The following is a 16,687-nucleotide window of genomic DNA, read 5'->3' as shown; positions in this document are numbered from 1 at the left end:
CTTACTCCCCCTTCTCGTCACGGTTGGCGGAAGGTTCCTTTGGCGCGACGCCAAAGTTGAGCTCGCCAAATTTACCGCGGGTCAAACGGATGGAGCGCGGATTATCTGTCGTTGGTTCCCAGCCCAGAGGCAGGGTGCGTGTATCGAGTTTCAGCACATAGTTTGAACCGATACGGGCATCGGGCACCGCGGCGCAGGCAATGTGATAGCGGCCATATTCATCCGTCGTGATCAACTGACCATTGACGGTTGCCAGACGGACGGCGGGAACGCCGGGTTCGCCTTCATCCTGATATCCATTGCGGTTGGTATCCTCAAACACCTTGCCGAGAAGCTCTGAACAATCGAACACGGCGCTCGGCACAATTTGCACGACCGATGTTCCGCGGTTGGAGATAGCGGTGCCGTCTGCGGTATTTTGGGCAAGGCCGGTATTGACCTTCTCACCGCCTGTAACGCCAGCGCCGACCACCAAGGCAAGATTATATTTGACCGAGCCGTTTGCCGGGATCACCTGACTGCGCCAGACAAGCTGACGATTGCCATTGGTTGCCTCGGGTTCCTGCGCGGTGCCATTAACCGTTGCCGTGCCCAGCACATATTTCATTCCGGGCGGCAATATATCGACGACATCGACGCCAGCGCGGCGGACATTGTCGGCATTGCGGACAGTGATTTCATAAGGCACCACGTCGCCGACATTGGCAGTCCGTTTTGGCGATGTTTTGGTCACAATCAGCGGCGGACGCTGCGTGAATGGATCGAGCGCGATATGGTTGTTGATAATATCGGGATCGCCATTCGCCAATCTGAAGTTCAGATAAAAGACTGGGTCAGCCGCCAAGGGTGCGCCATTTTCCGGAGAGATGCGGACCGGGGCAGAAAGCCCGGTTGGATCAAATGGTCCAGCTTGCGGTAATATGACCGATGAATCGTTGGCGAAACCAGCAGGCGGGTTCACGGTAATGCGATATTCGGTTTCACCCACTGGGCATTGCGGCGCAGCGCCCGGAACAATGTCGAAGCGATATTCACCGCTCGCGCCCGTGGTTTGATTTTGCTGGCTGGCGCTGACGAAGCAAATGTCGGGCAGCGGCAGTCCATTTGTGCCGGTCAACGTCGCGGTTGCCCCCGAAATTGGGGTGCGGGTAACCGAGTTATAGATGACGCCCGATGGATCAATTGGCTGATTCTGGTCAACCAACGTTTGATTATTGCCAACCGTCATGTCGCGGATGACGTCATAGACGACATTGTTTTCTGGACTGCGGAAGCGAACTTCGTATCCGGGGCCGCTGGACAAGCCGGGGACAGAATAATTACCTTCGGCATCGCTAATGGCGGTGGCAACCACCGCGCCATTATGGACAATCTCGACGGTCCAGCCCGCACGGCGAGGTTCGCCTTCACCGGGAATACGGTCGCCGTCCAGATCGGTATAGACTGTTCCCGATATGCCGCCGACCGGAGGTTCAACCACCACGGTCACTGTGCTGATTGCGCAGTTTGTTGGGTTTAGCCGCTCACAAATCTGATATTCGATAGTGTAGGTCCCGGCAGGAACGGTTGGATCAACCGACACATTGCCGGTGGCTGGATCGAGCGCAACGCCCGGGTCCGTCGCAGGCGTGAGGATGGTCGCGGTAATCGCCGCTGGGTCCACCGGCTGTCCGTTCAGCGTATCGTTGGCAAAGGCGTTGATGGCGCTAGGATTGCCGATACCGCTGCGTATGGGTGCGGGCATATCGGTTGCCGCCGTGATCGCCGGCGCTTCAACCACTACCGTCACTTCGCTCTGCGCGCAGTTGGCAGGGTTCAACCTTTCACAAATTTCATACCCAATCGTATAGGTGCCAGCGGGCGTTCCTGCGGGCACATCGACGAGGCCGGTTGCAGGATCCAGCATGGGCACAGATGCACCTGGGTTTGCTGGAGCAGCGGGGGCCGTAATCGTCGCGGTGATGTCTGCTGGATCGACGGGATTGCCGTTCAGCCTATCATTACCGAACGCATTGATAATATCACTGCCGCCATTGGCCCCATTAACAGGCGCAGGCGTATCGGGCGCCGCATTTATTGCTGCAGATTCCACAACCACAATAACGGTTGCCGTTGCACAATTGGACGGGTTCAACCTTTCGCAAATTTCATAACCAATGCTGTAGGTGCCAGCCGGTGTTCCAGGCGCAACCGATACGTTGCCGGAAACCGGATCCAGTGTAACGCCGGGATTGGCGGCTGGGCTGGTTACTGACAAGGTAACATTCGCCGCCGTCGCAGCTGCGCCGTTCAGCGTATCATTGCCAAATATATTAGCGATGTTGCTGGCACCATTCAGGCCGTTTACAGGTGGCGGCGTATCATTTTGCGCAGCGATAGGTGCAGCATCGACCACGACCGTAACGACGCTGTCTGCACAATTGGCAGGGTTCAGAGTCTCGCAAATCTGATAATTGATGGTGTAGGTTCCCGCTGGCGTTCCAGCAGGCACATCAACAAGGCCGGTTGCAGGGTCGAGCATAGGAACCGGCGCGCCGGGGCTTGCGGGCGTAGCAGGCGTTGTGATTGTTGCTGTAATGTCAGCTGGATCAACAGGCTGTCCGTTCAAGCGGTCATTGTCAAAGGCGTTGATAATGTCACTGCCGCCACTGGTGCCATTCACAGGAGCTGGCGTGTCGGCATTGGCCGCAATCGGCGTAGCGGTAACCGCAACCGCAACCGTTGCTGTTGCACAGTTGGCTGGGTTCAACTTTTCGCAAATTTGATAGCCAATGGTGTAATTGCCCGCTGGCGTGCCGGGGGCTACCGATACTTGGCCAGTCGCAGGGTCCAAAGTGACCCCAGGGTTGGAAGCTGGGCTGGTGACGGTCAAATCAATATCCGCCAGCACAACTGGAATATTATTCAAACTGTCATTGGCGAGCGCATCGATAAGGTTCGCGCCCCCCGCAGCAGTGGTGACCGGCCCCGCGCTGTCATTTTGCGCAGCGATAGGCGCGGCCTCGACAACGACCGTAACGACGCTGTCGGCACAATTGGCGGGGTTCAGAGTCTCGCAAATCTGATAATTGATGGTATAGGTGCCGGCAGGCGTTCCAGCGGGCACATCAACAAGCCCGGTTGCTGGGTCGAGCACGGGCACAGATGCGCCGGGGCTGGCGGGCGTTGCAGGCGTTGTGATTGTTGCTGTGATGTCAGCTGGATCAACAGGCTGTCCGTTCAAGCGGTCATTGTCAAAAGCGTTGATAATATCGTTACCGCCGCTGGTGCCGTTGACTGGCGCTGGCGTGTCCGCATCGGCCAAAATAGCAGATGCTTCAACAACCACATTGACTACAGCGCTTTGGCAATTCGCCGGGTTGCCGCGCTCACAAATTTCGTAGGAAATCGCATAGCTGCCCGCCGGTGTGCCGGGGGCAACGGATACAGTGCCTGTGACGGGATCGATGACAACGCCGGGGTTCGACGCAGGGGTGGTAATGGTGGCAATAATGTCAGCTGGATCAACCGGCTGTCCGTTCAATTGATCATTGGTGAAGGCATTGATGGCATTTGGATTGCCATCGGTGCCGTTGACTGGCGCAGGCATGTCATTGCTTGCCGCAATCGGCGTAGCGTTAACCGCAACCGCAACCGTTGCTGTTGCACAGTTGGCTGGGTTCAACTTTTCGCAAATTTGATACCCGATCGTGTAATTGCCCGCTGGCGTGCCGGGGGCTACCGATACTTGGCCAGTCGCAGGGTCCAAAGTGACCCCAGGGTTGGAAGCCGGGCTGGTGACTGTCAAATCAATATCCGCCAGCACAACTGGAATATTATTCAAACTGTCATTAGCGAGCGCGTCGATAAGGTTCGCGCCCCCCGCAGCAGTGGTGACCGGCCCAGCGCTATCATTTTGCGCAGCGATAGGTGCGGCGTCGACGACGACCGTAACGACGCTGTCTGCACAATTGGCAGGGTTCAGAGTCTCGCAAATCTGATAATTGATGGTGTAGGTTCCCGCTGGCGTTCCAGCAGGCACATCAACAAGCCCGGTTGCAGGGTCCAGCGCAGGGATCGGCGCGCCGGGGCTGGCGGGCGTTGCAGGCGTTGTCACCGTGGCTGTAACGTCAGCTGGATCAACAGGCTGTCCGTTCAAGCGGTCATTGTCAAAAGCGTTGATAATGTCATTGCCGCCGCTGGTGCCATTCACAGGCGCTGGCGTGTCGGCATCTGCTGAAATCGGAGCGGCGGTTACCACAACCATGACGCTGCTATTCGCACAGTTTGAGGGGTTCAGAGTCTCGCAAATCTGATAATTGATGGTGTAGGTTCCCGCTGGCGTTCCAGCAGGCACATCAACAAGGCCGGTTGCAGGGTCGAGCACGGGCACAGATGCGCCGGGGCTGGCGGGCGTTGCAGGCGTTGTGATTGTTGCTGTAATGTCAGCTGGATCAACAGGCTGTCCGTTCAAACGGTCATTGTCAAAGGCGTTGATAATATCGTTACCGCCGCTAATCCCGCTGACGGGTGCGGGGCTATCCGTATTGGCGGTAATCGGCGATGCGCCGACCGGTATTGTAACGGTCGCCATCGCGCAGTTTGCTGGGTTTAACGCATCGCAAATCTGATAAACGATACTGTAATTCCCCGCGGGCGTTCCCGGGGCAGCCGACACATTACCCGTTGCCGGGTCAAGTGTAACGCCTGCATTGGATGCTGGCGTTACGATGGTCAGGTCAATGACCGCAGGTGTCGGAGTCGCACTGTCGAGGCTGTCATTGCCCAAAACATTCACTAGGTTGGCGCCGCCCGAGGCGCTATTAACCGGTGCGGTATTATCGTTAGTCGCGGCGATTGGCGCGGCCACGACATTAACCGTAACTTGCGCGCTTTCACAATTGGCCGGACTTGCCGTTTCGCATATTTCGTAACCAATGACGTAGCTGCCCGCTGGGGTACCGGCTGGCACATCGACGTCACCCGATGCTGGATTCAGCGTGGGGACCGGACCTCCGTTTATCGGGGCCGCGGGCGCGGTCACCGTTGCCGTAATGTCACCCGCATTTATCGGTGCGTTATTCAAACGGTCGTTGGTAAAGGCATTGATGACGGCCATTGACCCCGCATTGCCATTGACCGGACCTGCGCTGTCATTATCAGCCAAAATTGGCGTCGCATTCACGACCACGTTAATGGTGCTGATCGCGCAATTGGATGGGTTGGCGGCTTCGCAAATTTGATATTCAATGCTGTAGCTGTCTGCTGGCGTTCCTGGCGCAACCGAGACAAGGCCAGTTGCGGTGTCGAGTGTGACCCCGGGATTGGCGGCTGGTGTCACGACTGTCAGATTTACATCCGCAATATTTACGGGATTGCCATTCAGCATATCGTTCGCAAGCGCGTTCACTATGTCGCTGCCCCCGGCCACGGATGGCACGGCGGGCGGAGAATCAGTGGCGGCTGAAATAGGCGTAGCTGCGGTCACCACGACGCTTGCCTGCGCATTGGCGCAATTTGATGGGTTACCGATTTCGCAAATTTGATAATCAATCGTGTAGCTGCCCGCGGGCGTGCCGGGAGCAACCGATACCAGACCCGTTGCTGTGTCCAACGTGACGCCTGCATTGCTCGCCGGGGTTGTAATGGTCAGCGCCACATTCGACGGGTCTGCCGCCGCGCTATTCAGCGTATCATTGTCAAAGACGTTATAGGCGCTGGCTGCACCGCTATTGGCGAAGATTGTGCCGGTTTGGCTGTCATTGGATGCTGCAATTGGTTTGATCGCAAAAGGCGTGACGGTCGGATCGCCATTATCTGGACCAGGGCCAGATGTGCCGCTGCCATTGCCGTCGGCGGGATTGGAGGAATCCGAAACATCGCTAACCGATGTTCCGCCCGCCGTCTGCCCGCCTGCAGTCGCGCTGTTGGTGATGCCTGTGCCGGTCAGGTCGGCTGCGATAAGGGCATAGGTTGCGGTATAGATCCATGTTTCGGTCAGGTCCAACCGGTTATCGCTGTTGGTATCACCGCTGGAGTAAACCGGCGTTGGCGCAGTGCCTGCGCCAGTAAAGCCAGTTTCGGAAATGGTAATATTTTCAAGCGGTTCGATGCCATAGCTATTGACGGTATAAATATAGTCGATTGTCTCGCCAACTTGCGCAAAACCGTCGCTATTTGCATCATTGAAAGTCGCGCTTTTGACCACGCCGATGGCGGGATACCAAACAGTTACCGTCGCGGCGTTGGATGGCACGCCGAGCGCATTGTCGAACGTATAGTCGATTTGCGTTGCGCTGCCCTTAAAGCTTGGATCGGGCGTGAAGGTCAGCTCGCCTGTGTTATCATTATAGGCCCAAGCACCTTCGCCCGGAACGGTAAAGCCGATGACGTCGCCTTTTGCGTCCGTCTGTATCCCTGTCGCGCCAGCGGGTGCAACCAGGCTGACCGTTGATTTTGCAAATTCCGATGGCAACAACGTGTTGTTATTCGGGCCATTGTCATTGTTTGTAGAATTGCTGTCATTGTTTAAAATGTTGATGACAGTTGGCGTTCCAATGATGCCTTCTTGGCTATCATCATTGGCAATCGGCGGCACGAAATCACCGCATTCATAGTCGAGTGTATCAAATGCCGAATAGGTCGGCGGCCCCATGATAACGCGGAAGCTTTGGATGCCTGGCCCGCCAATTGCGCGGCGGCCCATTTCGAATGTGCTGCTATCGGGGTAAAAAATCTCTAATCCGGAAATCGGTTGTTCCGCGTAATTTTGATCGCCGATCAAGCTGAAAATTTCATTGCGGCCCGCTACCGTACCAAAGGCACGGCCGGTTGTTGCGTCGGCATCAATACGGACCCATTGCACAGCGCCTGAACAGACAGGGACATAGACTCGTTCATTATTAGGGCCATCAATGTCGTTAAATTGAATGTGGACATCGGCGACAACGGGTGTGCCGCCGCTATTTGTTGTGATGTTGTGCGTTCCGGCGCGGTAGAGATACCAGCGAACCCAGATATCTTCCACGCCGCGCGACAAGATAGATGGGTAGCCAGCGCCGTCGGTGCGCAGTTCATGATCAATCGTGCCAGTGACAACTTCCGCAACGATGTCGACATTTTGCCCGCCGACGGTACCTGCGTTGCTCCACAGCGCACGTTCGTTCAGGCCTGCGCCCACGACTGTGGGTTGACCGGTTGGCGTCAAAATAAGCGGCGGTGCCGCCATGGCGGCCGTGCTGGCTGCGAAAGCCGACGCCCCAGCGAGCCATTTGGCTTTGGTCAGCCACTGCGTTTTTGGAACGCTGCCAATTGATGTATGAAACGAACCCTGTTTTTTTGAAGCAACCACTTTTTATCTCCACATTCGACCTTTTTCGGTCCGAAATGGAGCGTTGGCGCTAGTGTAGTTAATTTGTGGTAAAGGCGGGTTCGATTATACTCTATTTTACAATACTTTGCTTCTGGCCACGGGCTTTGCTTATTTCTTCAACTCATCGCCCGTTAAACGAACGACATGCAGCACATTGGTTGAGCCGGGCGTACCAAATGGAACGCCGGCGAGCATAATCAGCCGGGCACCGGCCTGTCCCAGATTATAGCGCAGCGCCATCCGTTTGCCCTTAGCCACCATTTCCTCAAAACTGCCAATATCGCGCGTATGGACGGCGAATACGCCCCATAGCAACCCGACGCGGCGCGCGGTTTCTTCATGCGGGGTTAGGACGAGGATCGGAACCGATGGCCGTTCGCGGGCAATACGGCGCGCCGTCGAACCAGACGAGGTAAAGCAGATGATGGCGCTGGTATCGACGGTCTGCGCAATGGCGGAGCTGGACGCCGCCAATGCATCTGCCGTTGTGGCATCGGGACGGGTTTCGGTAAAGTGAACACGGGCATAATAATCCGGATCGGTTTCAACCTGTTTGGCAATCCGGTCCATAATGGAAACAGCCTCAATCGGCCAGTCACCCGCCGCCGTTTCCGCCGACAGCATGATCGCATCTGCGCCGTCATAAATGGCGGTGGCCACGTCGGAAACTTCGGCGCGGGTGGGCGAAGGCGACGTAATCATCGATTCGAGCATTTGCGTGGCGACCACCACCGGACGGCCCATACGGCGCGCCGTGCTAACAATCCGTTTTTGTAACGGCGGCACTTCTTCGGGCGGCAATTCAACGCCCAGATCGCCGCGAGCCACCATGACGGCATCGGCGAGTTCCAATATCTCCTCCAGCCGGTTGATTGCTGCTGGCTTTTCAATTTTTGCAAGCAAAGCAGCTTTTCCACCAATTAATTTGCGGCCTTCGGCGACATCTTCGGGTCGCTGCACAAAACTCATCGCAATCCAATCGACCCCCTGCGCGAGCGCAAAGGATAGGTCAGACCTATCTTTATCCGTCAGCGCTGCCACCGGCACAACAACATCGGGAACATTTAAGCCTTTTCGGTTGGATAATGCCCCGCCAACCTCAACCCGCGTTTCAATCCTGCTCGCGCTAACCGACGTTACGCGCAAAACGAGCTTTCCGTCATCAAGCAGCAACCGAGTACCTTCTTCCAAAGCCGCAAAAATTTCGGGATGCGGCAGGTACACCCGGCTTGCATCGCCGTCGACATCGTTGTCATCAAGCGTAAATGTCCGCCCGGTTTCCAACATGACCTTGCCCTCGGCAAAGCTGCCGACGCGCAATTTTGGTCCTTGCAGGTCAACAAGGATGGTGGTTGGCCGGTTATGCTTTTTTTCGAGAGCGCGGATCGCGGTGACCAGCTTTGCCTTATCCGCTTGTTCCCCATGGCTCATATTGATGCGGAAAGCGTCAGCCCCGGCTATAAACAGCTTTTCGATCATTTCCGGCGTGTCACTGGCCGGGCCCAATGTGGCCAAAATACGGACTTTGCGGTTTCGCGGCTGTGGAATCTGGCTCAAAATCGGCTCCGGTATGCTAAATAATCAAATTGATAGGTAAATTGAACAAAATCAATTTCTGCTCCATAGCGGCGAGAGAGTCGGGGCGAAAGCCCTATGACGCTACGAAACAGGATTATTTTTGAGGGCCATTATGACACAAGCAATATCCGATGCCGCTGCTGCCAGAGCATTTCGCCAACTGGTCGCGCATCTGCAGCACCGGCATGATGCGCAGAATATCGATTTAATGGGCCTCGCTGGTTTTTGCCGCAATTGCCTCGCCGATTGGGTGATGGCCGCCGACCATGCAGACGGCGGCACCATGACCAAGGATCAGGCACGCGAATTGATCCACGGCATGCCGATGAATGAATGGAAGGCACGCTTCCAAAGCGAAGCGACGGCAGAACAATTGGAAAAAATGAAAACAAGCGTGGCGAAAAACAAAGCTGCTGGTTAAGGCATGCCGCATTGATTCGGGGACAATCCAGCCCCTTTACATATTGAGGAGACCATCATGTCCGAAGGCACAGTAGCGGCCGATCAATTGCGCCTTTTTATTGAGCGTATCGAGCGGCTCGAAGAAGAGAAAAAGGGCATCGCCGATGATATTCGCGATGTATATAGCGAAGCCAAGAGCCAAGGCTATGACGCCAAAATCATGCGGCAGATCGTGCGGCTGCGCGCGATGGAAACCAATGATCGTCAAGAAATGGAAGCGATATTGGACACCTATAAATCCGCATTAGGCTTAGCATAAATATATAAGGATCCCATGCGATGATCGTATCAACCACCAGCAGCCTCGATGACCGGCCCGTGAAAGAATATCTCGGCGTTGTAACAGGCGAGGTGATTGCCGGGGCCAATGTCGTGCGCGATATTTTTGCCAGCGTCACCGATATTTTTGGCGGACGCAGCGGGAAATACGAAGCTGTGCTTGGCAAGGCCCGCAACGATGCGATGTACGAGATGCAAGCCCGCGCCGCAAAGCTCGGAGCCAACGCTGTCATCGGCGTCGATGTCGACTATGAAGTCTTGGGCAAAGCCGGATCCATGCTGATGGTTAGTGTCACCGGCACGGCGGTTGTAATTTGATCCCAAATATTGGAGGTGCGGATGGCAAACCTGAATATTCGCGGTGCACAGGCAAAGGACGCCGCACGCTGCGCGGAAATCTACGCGCCTTTTGTAACCGACAATTGGATCAGTTTCGAAATTGATCCCCCCAATGAAGCCGAAATGGCGCGGCGCATTTTAGCCTATGGCACCTCGCACGCATGGCTGGTTGCGGACATGGGCGGCGCGATTGCGGGCTATGCTTACGGGTCACCGCACCGCGAGCGTGAAGCCTATGCCACTTCAGCCGATCTCGCGATTTGTGTGGATGCGGCTTACGCAAGGCAAGGTATCGGGCGGAAGCTTTACACCGCGCTTTTTGCCAAGCTGAAAGCCCGGCATATCCATGCGGTATTCGCTGGAATTGCTTTGCCCAACGCCGCCAGCATTGCCCTGCATAAAGCCGCCGGATTTTCGCCGGTTGGTGTCTACCGCGAAGTCGGATGGAAAATGGACGGTTGGCGTGACGTTAGCAAGTGGCAGCGCTTGCTTTAAGTGAGCCGCCTGATGTAAGGGACGCGCTCAAATTCACTTAGCCGAAAAGAAGAGAGCCATGGCAGGCCATTCCAAATTTGCAAATATCAAACACCGCAAGGGCGCGCAGGATAAGAAGCGGTCCAATCTTTTTTCCAAGCTGTCGCGCGAGATAACGGTTGCGGCAAAAATGGGTTTGCCCGATCCGGACATGAACCCGCGTTTGCGGCTCGCGATCAATGCGGCCAAAGCGCAGTCGATGCCCAAGGATAATATTCAACGGGCGATTGATAAAGCATCGGGCGGCGATGATGAAAATTATGAAGAAGTGCGCTATGAAGGCTATGGCCCCGGCGGCACAGCGATCATTGTCGAGGCGCTCACCGACAACCGCAATCGCAGCGCGACCAATGTCCGCACGGCATTCAGCAAAAATGGTGGAAACTTGGCGGCATCGGGCGCGGTGGCGCATGGTTTCGACCGGGTTGGCCTGATCCTATATCCGGCGTCCGTGGGCAGCGAAGATGATGTTCTGATGGCTGCATTGGAGGCCGGCGCGACCGACATTAACAGCAGTGACGATGCCCATGAAATTTTCACCAGCATGGAAGATTTGCACGAAGTATCGGGTAAGTTGCAGGCTGATTTGGGCGAAGCCGACGAGGTGAAGCTTGTTTGGAAGCCGCATTTAACGACGCAAGTGGATGAAAAAGACGCTGCGACTTTGCTCAAGCTGATCGACGCGCTGGAAGATGATGATGATGTCCAGACCGTTTGGGGCAATTATGACATTCGCGATGAGATTATGGAGAAGCTGGGTTGAATTTGGCCGCCCCTGTTTGGGGGAGTTTGCCTAAATGCCTATAATCCTTGGTCTTGATCCCGGCCTTGCCTGTACCGGTTGGGGCGTGATCCGTGCCGACGGTAACCGGTTGTCGCATATCGCCAATGGGCAGATAAAAACCGACGCCAAAATGCCCCTACCATCGCGGCTGTTGCAGCTTGATCTCGAATTGAAAGACATTCTGATCGGTTATACGCCCGACGCGGTCGCGGTGGAGGAGGTGTTTGTGAACAAGAACCCGCAGAGCACGCTGAAGCTGGGGCAGGCGCGCGGCGTTGTTCTGCTGGGCGCGTCACGCGGCGGGGTGCCCGTGGCGGAATATGCGACGCGGCTCGTAAAAAAGGCGGTAGTCGGCGTTGGCAATGCCGAAAAACAGCAGGTTCAGGCGATGCTTGCAATATTACTGCCGGGGGTGAAGCTGGCCGGGCATGATGCCGCCGATGCGCTTGCCGTGGCGATTACCCATGCCCATTTGGGCGGGCGCTGAGCGAAGGCCCTAACCCTAACCAGCTGGCTGCGCTTCGCGTTCAACTTCGCGCCAGCCAATGTCGCGGCGGCAAAAGCCGGACGGGAAATCAATCTGATCCACCAGGGCATAGGCGGCTTTCTGGGCCTCGGTAACATTCGCTCCGGTTGCAGTGACATTGAGCACCCGACCGCCATTGGCGACAAGCTGGTTATTTTGAACCGCTGTTCCGGCGTGAAAAATCTTACCATCTTTGGGCTGGATAAGACCCGATATAACGCCCCCTTTTTCGGGTGTGCCCGGGTAGCCATTTGCCGCCATAACCACGGTGAGTGCGGTGATGCGATCAAATTCCGGCTTACTCGCTGTCGCCAATTTTCCTGTTGCCACCGCGAGCATAAGCGCGGCAAGATCGCCTTGATAACGCATCATCAACACCTGACATTCGGGGTCACCAAAACGGCAATTATATTCGATCAGTTTTGGCCCGTCCTCGGTTAGCATCAACCCGGCGAATAATACGCCGTTATAGGGCATACCTTCCTTGCTGAGCGTCTCGACGGTCGGCTGGATGATCCGCTCCATGACCTGCTGTTCCAATTCTGCGGTCAACACAGGCGCGGGTGAATAGGCACCCATGCCGCCGGTATTGGGGCCGGTATCGCCTTCACCCACTCGCTTATGATCCTGCGCACTGCTAAAGGCGACAATGGCGCTGCCGTCGGTTAATGCGAAAAAGCTCGCTTCTTCGCCGGTCATAAATTCTTCCAGCACAAGCTCCGCGCCGGCATCGCCAAAGCCGCCGCCAAACATATCGTCAATCGCGGCCTCGGCCTGCTCCTGATTTTCGGCAATAATCACGCCTTTCCCGGCGGCCAGCCCATCGGCCTTAATAACCACAGGAAGGCCGAAATCGGCGAGCGCCGCCAGCGCCGAGGCTTTGTCGCTATGGCGCGAATATCCAGCGGTGGGGATGCTGGCACGGGTGCATAGATCCTTCGTGAAGCCTTTCGACCCTTCAAGCTGCGCGGGGGCTTTATCGGGTCCGAAAACTGCAAATCCCGCGCTGCGCAAATAATCACCCAGACCACCGACCAGCGGCGCTTCAGGGCCGACAACAACCAAACCAATATCCTTGTCACTGCAAAAAGCGGCGACCGCGTCATGGTCGGCAATATCCAAGCCGGCCAACGCCGCATCCTCGGCTATTCCGGGATTGCCCGGCGCGGCGAAAAGCTGATCACATAAGGGGGAGCGCGACAATTTCCAGGCCAGCGCATGTTCGCGTCCGCCCGAACCGATGAGGAGGATATTCATGGTGTAATACAGCCTTTCCTTCTAGTCATACCGCCCGGCTCCTGACGCGAAATTGTGCATAAGGTCAAGTATTGTGAACAATCAATTGTAAGCTGCCGGACAATTTCCTATCACCTGCCGGACCATGACGAAAATAATCGCCGAAAATCGCGCTGGAGATAATGCGCAGGCGCTGAGCGTATCTGAATTGTCCAACTCGCTCAAGCGGGCGGTCGAGGATCAATTCGGATATGTGCGTGTGCGCGGTGAGCTGACGGGTTATAAACGCGCCGCTTCGGGTCATTTATATTTTGGGCTGAAGGACGAAAATGCGGTTCTCGACGGAGTAATGTGGAAAGGCAACGCTGGCCGCCTCCCTTTCGCGCCCGAAGACGGGTTGGAAGTGGTGCTGACTGGAAAGCTAACCACTTATGCCGGGCGGTCAAAATATCAGATCGTAGCTGACCAGATGGAATTGGCAGGCGAAGGTGCGCTCGCCGTTCTGTTCGAAAAGCTGAAGGCCCGGCTTGCCGCTGAGGGCCTGTTTGATCCGCAGCGAAAACGCCCGATCCCGGCGATACCCAAAGTGATCGGTGTCGTAACCTCGCCCACTGGCGCAGTGATCCGGGACATATTACACCGGTTGAACGACCGCTTTCCCAGCCATGTCATCATATGGCCGGTATTGGTTCAAGGTGAACAAGCGGCTGGACAGATTGCCGGAGCGATAAACGGATTTTCGGCGATAGATGACGGCGGCCCGGTCCCTCGTCCGGATGTGTTAATTGTCGCGCGGGGCGGCGGTTCGATCGAGGATTTATGGGCCTTTAACGAAGAAGCCGTGGTCCGCGCGGTGGCTGAGTGTAGGATACCAGTCATTTCTGCGGTGGGGCATGAAACCGACACCAGCTTATGCGATTTTGCCGCCGATTTGCGCGCCCCAACGCCTACTGCCGCCGCCGAGATGGCGGTGCCTGTGCGCAGCGAGCTATTGGACCGGGTTGGCCAAAATGCCCTCCGGCTTGACCGGGCGACACGCCGCACATTGGCCCATGCGGCAGAGCGGCTGGAAGCGCAGCGGCGACTGCTTCCTAAATTAACGGAATTAACCGCCCCGCAGCAGCAACGCGCCGATGAATTGGGCGAGCGGATGCAGCGCGCGTTGGAACGCAGAATATCGAATGCAGCGATTGCCTATATGCCCATGGCCCGGGCGCTTACCCCCCGGCTATTGGAACGGTCATTAGATACAAAGCAAGCGCAGTTAAGCAGCGCCCGCTTGTCGCTGTCGCTGCTGCAAAACCGATTGGACCAAGGGCAACAGCGCCTAAACGCTGCGCAGCGTTTGCTGGCCAGCCTGCACCCGGAGGCACCGCTCCGGCGGGGGTTCGCCCGGGTAACCGATGGCGCAGGCAAAACCGTGATGACCCGCGAAGCTGCGCAAGCCGCAGGGCATTTCACGCTGCGCTTTGCCGATGGTGAAATGGGCGCACGGGTGGACGGGACCGAAAAGCCCGCCGCTCCGCCCGCTGGACAGCCACCCAAACAAGCTGCCCGAAAATCAACCAAAAAGCCGCCTGCCGCTGGTCAAGCAGATCTCTTCGGCTGATTTTTTGGCTTTGCCCGATACTCCTACATTGCCAGTTCAGATTGGCTGAGGCATACAGGGATCATGTTGATGTCAAACCGGAACCGTCTGGCCAAACTGCATTATATGGCCAATAATTACCGTATGCTCGCCGCGGGCGACCATGTCATTTGTGCTGCAAGTGGCCAGCGTATTGAGCTTGAGGATCTGCGCTATTGGAGCGTAGCGCGGCAAGAGCCTTATGCAAGCGCAGAAGCCGCTGCGCAGGCGATGCTGGATAAATGATGGCTTTTGGCAAGGGAATGAGCGTGTTTGCGGTGCTATCCATGGCCGCTGCCGCCAATTGCACTGCCTCACCGCCTGCAAAAAGTGCAGCCGCAGAGCAAGTGGCCGCAGCGGCAGCGGCCCCGGTAAGCAGCGTTGCTGCAGAAGCCGAACCCGGCGAAGTTTCGCGCAGCGCATTTTGGCTGGCATCTGAACCGGTACAAGGCGCGGTCATATTAGGACGAGCGCCAACCGGCGCGACCAATATCCGCTTTGACGGCAAACTCGTCGCTGCTGCGCCGGATGGATTCTTTCTGCTGGGTTTTGACCGAGATGCCCCGGCCACTTTGATGCTGACCGCTGACCTAACTGGTGGCGGCAAAGTGACAAAGGAGTTGATGGTCGCGGGCGGTGATTGGCGTTTAGAATATATCAATGCACCCTATCGCGGCGGGGCAAAATCCAGCGAGGAATTTCAGCGCAGGCGCGGAGCCGAATTGGCGCAGATCGCCGCCGCCCGGACGCAAAGCAATGACAGTGATGGCTGGCGACAGGAATTTATCTGGCCTGTGCAGGGCCGCCTATCGGGTCTTTTCGGGGCGCAGCGAATCTATCAGGGCAAACCTGGCACCTATCATGGCGGCATGGACATCGCCGCCGCCAACGGCACGCCGTTTGTCGCGCCCGCCGACGGGGTGGTGATATTGGCGGCCGAGTCGCCATTCACGCTGGAAGGCAATTTGTTGATGATTGATCACGGCATGGGACTGAATAGTGCATTCCTGCATTGCAGCGAATTACTCGTCAAAAATGGCGATGTCGTTAAGCAAGGCCAAGTGATTGGCAAAGTCGGCGTGACCGGACGAGCAACCGGGCCGCACCTGCATTGGGGGATGAAATGGAATGATGCGCGAGTCGATCCAAAGCTGATTTTGCCCGCGCGGTAAGTTTGAGATTCTGGACGAGCCAATTCAGCCGAAAACAGATCAACCGATCCGTCGCATTCGGATGGCCCGGCGGCCTTCGACGTTGACAAAATAGCTGCCAAGGGACGCTTTGCGTATCTTAACCTCCATCCCGGCTTTGGGATCACGACGAGGTATTTCTGAATCTATCTGTTGCCACTCCGCGCCATCTTCTAAAACGAACGTCCATTTGCCACTGCGATCTTGGTGGGCAGATTTTATCGTTGAGACCAATTCTTCGAGCTGCGTATCGCCCTCTTTCCCGAATATTTTTAACTTCGGCAGACTGAAACCAAATAGGCCCTTTTTTGCATCTTGCACCGCCTCTTTATCGGTGACGATAATATCTTCATTTTGTTGCGCTTTGTCGAGGCTATCGACTTTTTGATCGTAACAGGCGAGCCGTTCCTGCGCATTTTCAATCGATTTGCAATTGATGAGATCAGTAAAAACCGACGGTGCTTTCAAATCTGCCCCATTTTGGGCCAACAGCGGCGCAGTATAAAGCAAAAAAGCTGGCATAAATATCGCGCGAACAAGCATCGGTATGTCTCCCTGTAACGATTAAATGGCGACATCATGGCTCGACCGCAACTCTGACTCAAGTCTTTTGCGAAAGGGCCGACCAAATCGACTGTGACAAAAAAGTTACAAGCCGGAATATTCTGCGATCTATTGGTCCATTTCCTTGCACGAAACAGGTAAAAACGCCTAACAAGCGGCAACCTGTCAGTTTCAACTGAACACCGTATGGTATGCGCCATTTTGGTTATCACTCTGA

General features: G+C 56.1%; 13 protein-coding genes. 9 read left to right on the top strand and 4 right to left on the bottom strand.

Annotated features, from left to right (window positions below; genetic code table 11):
- Position 1: 1 nt before the first annotated feature.
- On the bottom strand, positions 2 to 7,330 hold the full coding sequence (locus ACFOWX_RS02205) for a DUF7507 domain-containing protein (RefSeq protein WP_381420840.1): 7,329 nt from the start codon (positions 7,328 to 7,330) through the stop codon (positions 2 to 4).
- 129 nt (positions 7,331 to 7,459) lie between these two features.
- Positions 7,460 to 8,908 carry a pyruvate kinase gene (gene pyk / locus ACFOWX_RS02200; RefSeq protein ID WP_381420838.1) on the bottom strand — a complete coding sequence of 483 codons (1,449 nt, stop codon included), beginning with the start codon at positions 8,906 to 8,908 and terminating at the stop codon, positions 7,460 to 7,462.
- Between the two features lie 133 nt (positions 8,909 to 9,041).
- Here pyk and ACFOWX_RS02195 point away from each other — a divergent pair, with 133 nt between their 5' ends.
- From ACFOWX_RS02195 to ruvC, 6 genes are read left to right on the top strand one after another with little or no spacing between them, the layout of a single operon-like run.
- Positions 9,042 to 9,350, top strand: a complete 309-nt coding sequence (locus tag ACFOWX_RS02195; protein WP_381420836.1) for a DUF1244 domain-containing protein — start codon at positions 9,042 to 9,044, stop codon at positions 9,348 to 9,350.
- A 57-nt stretch (positions 9,351 to 9,407) separates the two neighbouring features.
- A complete protein-coding gene (locus tag ACFOWX_RS02190) occupies positions 9,408 to 9,650 on the top strand; it encodes a DUF2312 domain-containing protein (protein WP_381420834.1) in 243 nt (80 codons plus the stop codon).
- Positions 9,651 to 9,670: 20 nt separating this feature from the next.
- A complete protein-coding gene (locus ACFOWX_RS02185) occupies positions 9,671 to 9,988 on the top strand; it encodes a heavy metal-binding domain-containing protein (RefSeq protein ID WP_381420832.1) in 318 nt (105 codons plus the stop codon).
- Between the two features lie 21 nt (positions 9,989 to 10,009).
- Positions 10,010 to 10,504, top strand: coding sequence for a GNAT family N-acetyltransferase (locus ACFOWX_RS02180; RefSeq protein WP_381420830.1), 495 nt, complete (start codon positions 10,010 to 10,012; stop codon positions 10,502 to 10,504).
- A gap of 58 nt (positions 10,505 to 10,562) precedes the next feature.
- On the top strand, positions 10,563 to 11,306 hold the full coding sequence (locus tag ACFOWX_RS02175; protein ID WP_381420827.1) for a YebC/PmpR family DNA-binding transcriptional regulator: 744 nt from the start codon (positions 10,563 to 10,565) through the stop codon (positions 11,304 to 11,306).
- Between the two features lie 34 nt (positions 11,307 to 11,340).
- On the top strand, positions 11,341 to 11,814 hold the full coding sequence (gene ruvC, locus ACFOWX_RS02170) for a crossover junction endodeoxyribonuclease RuvC (RefSeq protein WP_381420825.1): 474 nt from the start codon (positions 11,341 to 11,343) through the stop codon (positions 11,812 to 11,814).
- 15 nt (positions 11,815 to 11,829) lie between these two features.
- Here ruvC and purD read toward each other — a convergent pair whose 3' ends face one another.
- Entirely contained in the window at positions 11,830 to 13,110 is a 1,281-nt protein-coding gene (purD, locus tag ACFOWX_RS02165; RefSeq protein ID WP_381420823.1) for a phosphoribosylamine--glycine ligase, read from the bottom strand.
- A 124-nt stretch (positions 13,111 to 13,234) separates the two neighbouring features.
- Here purD and xseA point away from each other — a divergent pair, with 124 nt between their 5' ends.
- The 3 genes from xseA to ACFOWX_RS02150 all read left to right on the top strand — a co-directional run bounded on the left by xseA (position 13,235) and on the right by ACFOWX_RS02150 (position 15,888).
- Positions 13,235 to 14,698, top strand: a complete 1,464-nt coding sequence (gene xseA / locus ACFOWX_RS02160) for an exodeoxyribonuclease VII large subunit (protein ID WP_381420821.1) — start codon at positions 13,235 to 13,237, stop codon at positions 14,696 to 14,698.
- Between the two features lie 63 nt (positions 14,699 to 14,761).
- Entirely contained in the window at positions 14,762 to 14,962 is a 201-nt protein-coding gene (locus ACFOWX_RS02155) for a DUF2093 domain-containing protein (protein WP_381420819.1), read from the top strand.
- Positions 14,959 to 15,888 (top strand): M23 family metallopeptidase, encoded by a 930-nt coding sequence (locus ACFOWX_RS02150; RefSeq protein ID WP_381420817.1) that lies wholly within the window; start codon positions 14,959 to 14,961, stop codon positions 15,886 to 15,888. Before ACFOWX_RS02155 ends, ACFOWX_RS02150 begins: the two co-directional genes overlap by 4 nt.
- Before the next feature lie 39 nt (positions 15,889 to 15,927).
- Here ACFOWX_RS02150 and ACFOWX_RS02145 read toward each other — a convergent pair whose 3' ends face one another.
- A complete protein-coding gene (locus tag ACFOWX_RS02145) occupies positions 15,928 to 16,449 on the bottom strand; it encodes a hypothetical protein (RefSeq protein ID WP_381420815.1) in 522 nt (173 codons plus the stop codon).
- Between the last annotated feature and the right edge of the window lie 238 nt (positions 16,450 to 16,687).

It is taken from the genome of Sphingorhabdus arenilitoris, from assembly GCF_042651485.1.
GTDB classification, from domain to species: domain Bacteria; phylum Pseudomonadota; class Alphaproteobacteria; order Sphingomonadales; family Sphingomonadaceae; genus Sphingorhabdus_B; species Sphingorhabdus_B arenilitoris.
This window is presented reverse-complemented; position numbering and strand designations above follow the sequence as displayed.

Excerpts from the sequence above, each read along its gene's own strand:
- ruvC (WP_381420825.1), top strand. The coding sequence starts at position 11,341 with ATGCCTATAATCCTTGGTCTTGATCCCGGCCTTGCCTGTACCGGTTGG.
- xseA (WP_381420821.1), top strand. The coding sequence starts at position 13,235 with ATGACGAAAATAATCGCCGAAAATCGCGCTGGAGATAATGCGCAGGCG.
- purD (WP_381420823.1), bottom strand. The coding sequence starts at position 13,110 with ATGAATATCCTCCTCATCGGTTCGGGCGGACGCGAACATGCGCTGGCC.
- ACFOWX_RS02190 (WP_381420834.1), top strand. The coding sequence starts at position 9,408 with ATGTCCGAAGGCACAGTAGCGGCCGATCAATTGCGCCTTTTTATTGAG.
- ACFOWX_RS02150 (WP_381420817.1), top strand. The coding sequence starts at position 14,959 with ATGATGGCTTTTGGCAAGGGAATGAGCGTGTTTGCGGTGCTATCCATG.
- ACFOWX_RS02175 (WP_381420827.1), top strand. The coding sequence starts at position 10,563 with ATGGCAGGCCATTCCAAATTTGCAAATATCAAACACCGCAAGGGCGCG.
- ACFOWX_RS02180 (WP_381420830.1), top strand. The coding sequence starts at position 10,010 with ATGGCAAACCTGAATATTCGCGGTGCACAGGCAAAGGACGCCGCACGC.
- ACFOWX_RS02185 (WP_381420832.1), top strand. The coding sequence starts at position 9,671 with ATGATCGTATCAACCACCAGCAGCCTCGATGACCGGCCCGTGAAAGAA.
- ACFOWX_RS02195 (WP_381420836.1), top strand. The coding sequence starts at position 9,042 with ATGACACAAGCAATATCCGATGCCGCTGCTGCCAGAGCATTTCGCCAA.
- ACFOWX_RS02145 (WP_381420815.1), bottom strand. The coding sequence starts at position 16,449 with ATGCTTGTTCGCGCGATATTTATGCCAGCTTTTTTGCTTTATACTGCG.
- ACFOWX_RS02155 (WP_381420819.1), top strand. The coding sequence starts at position 14,762 with ATGTTGATGTCAAACCGGAACCGTCTGGCCAAACTGCATTATATGGCC.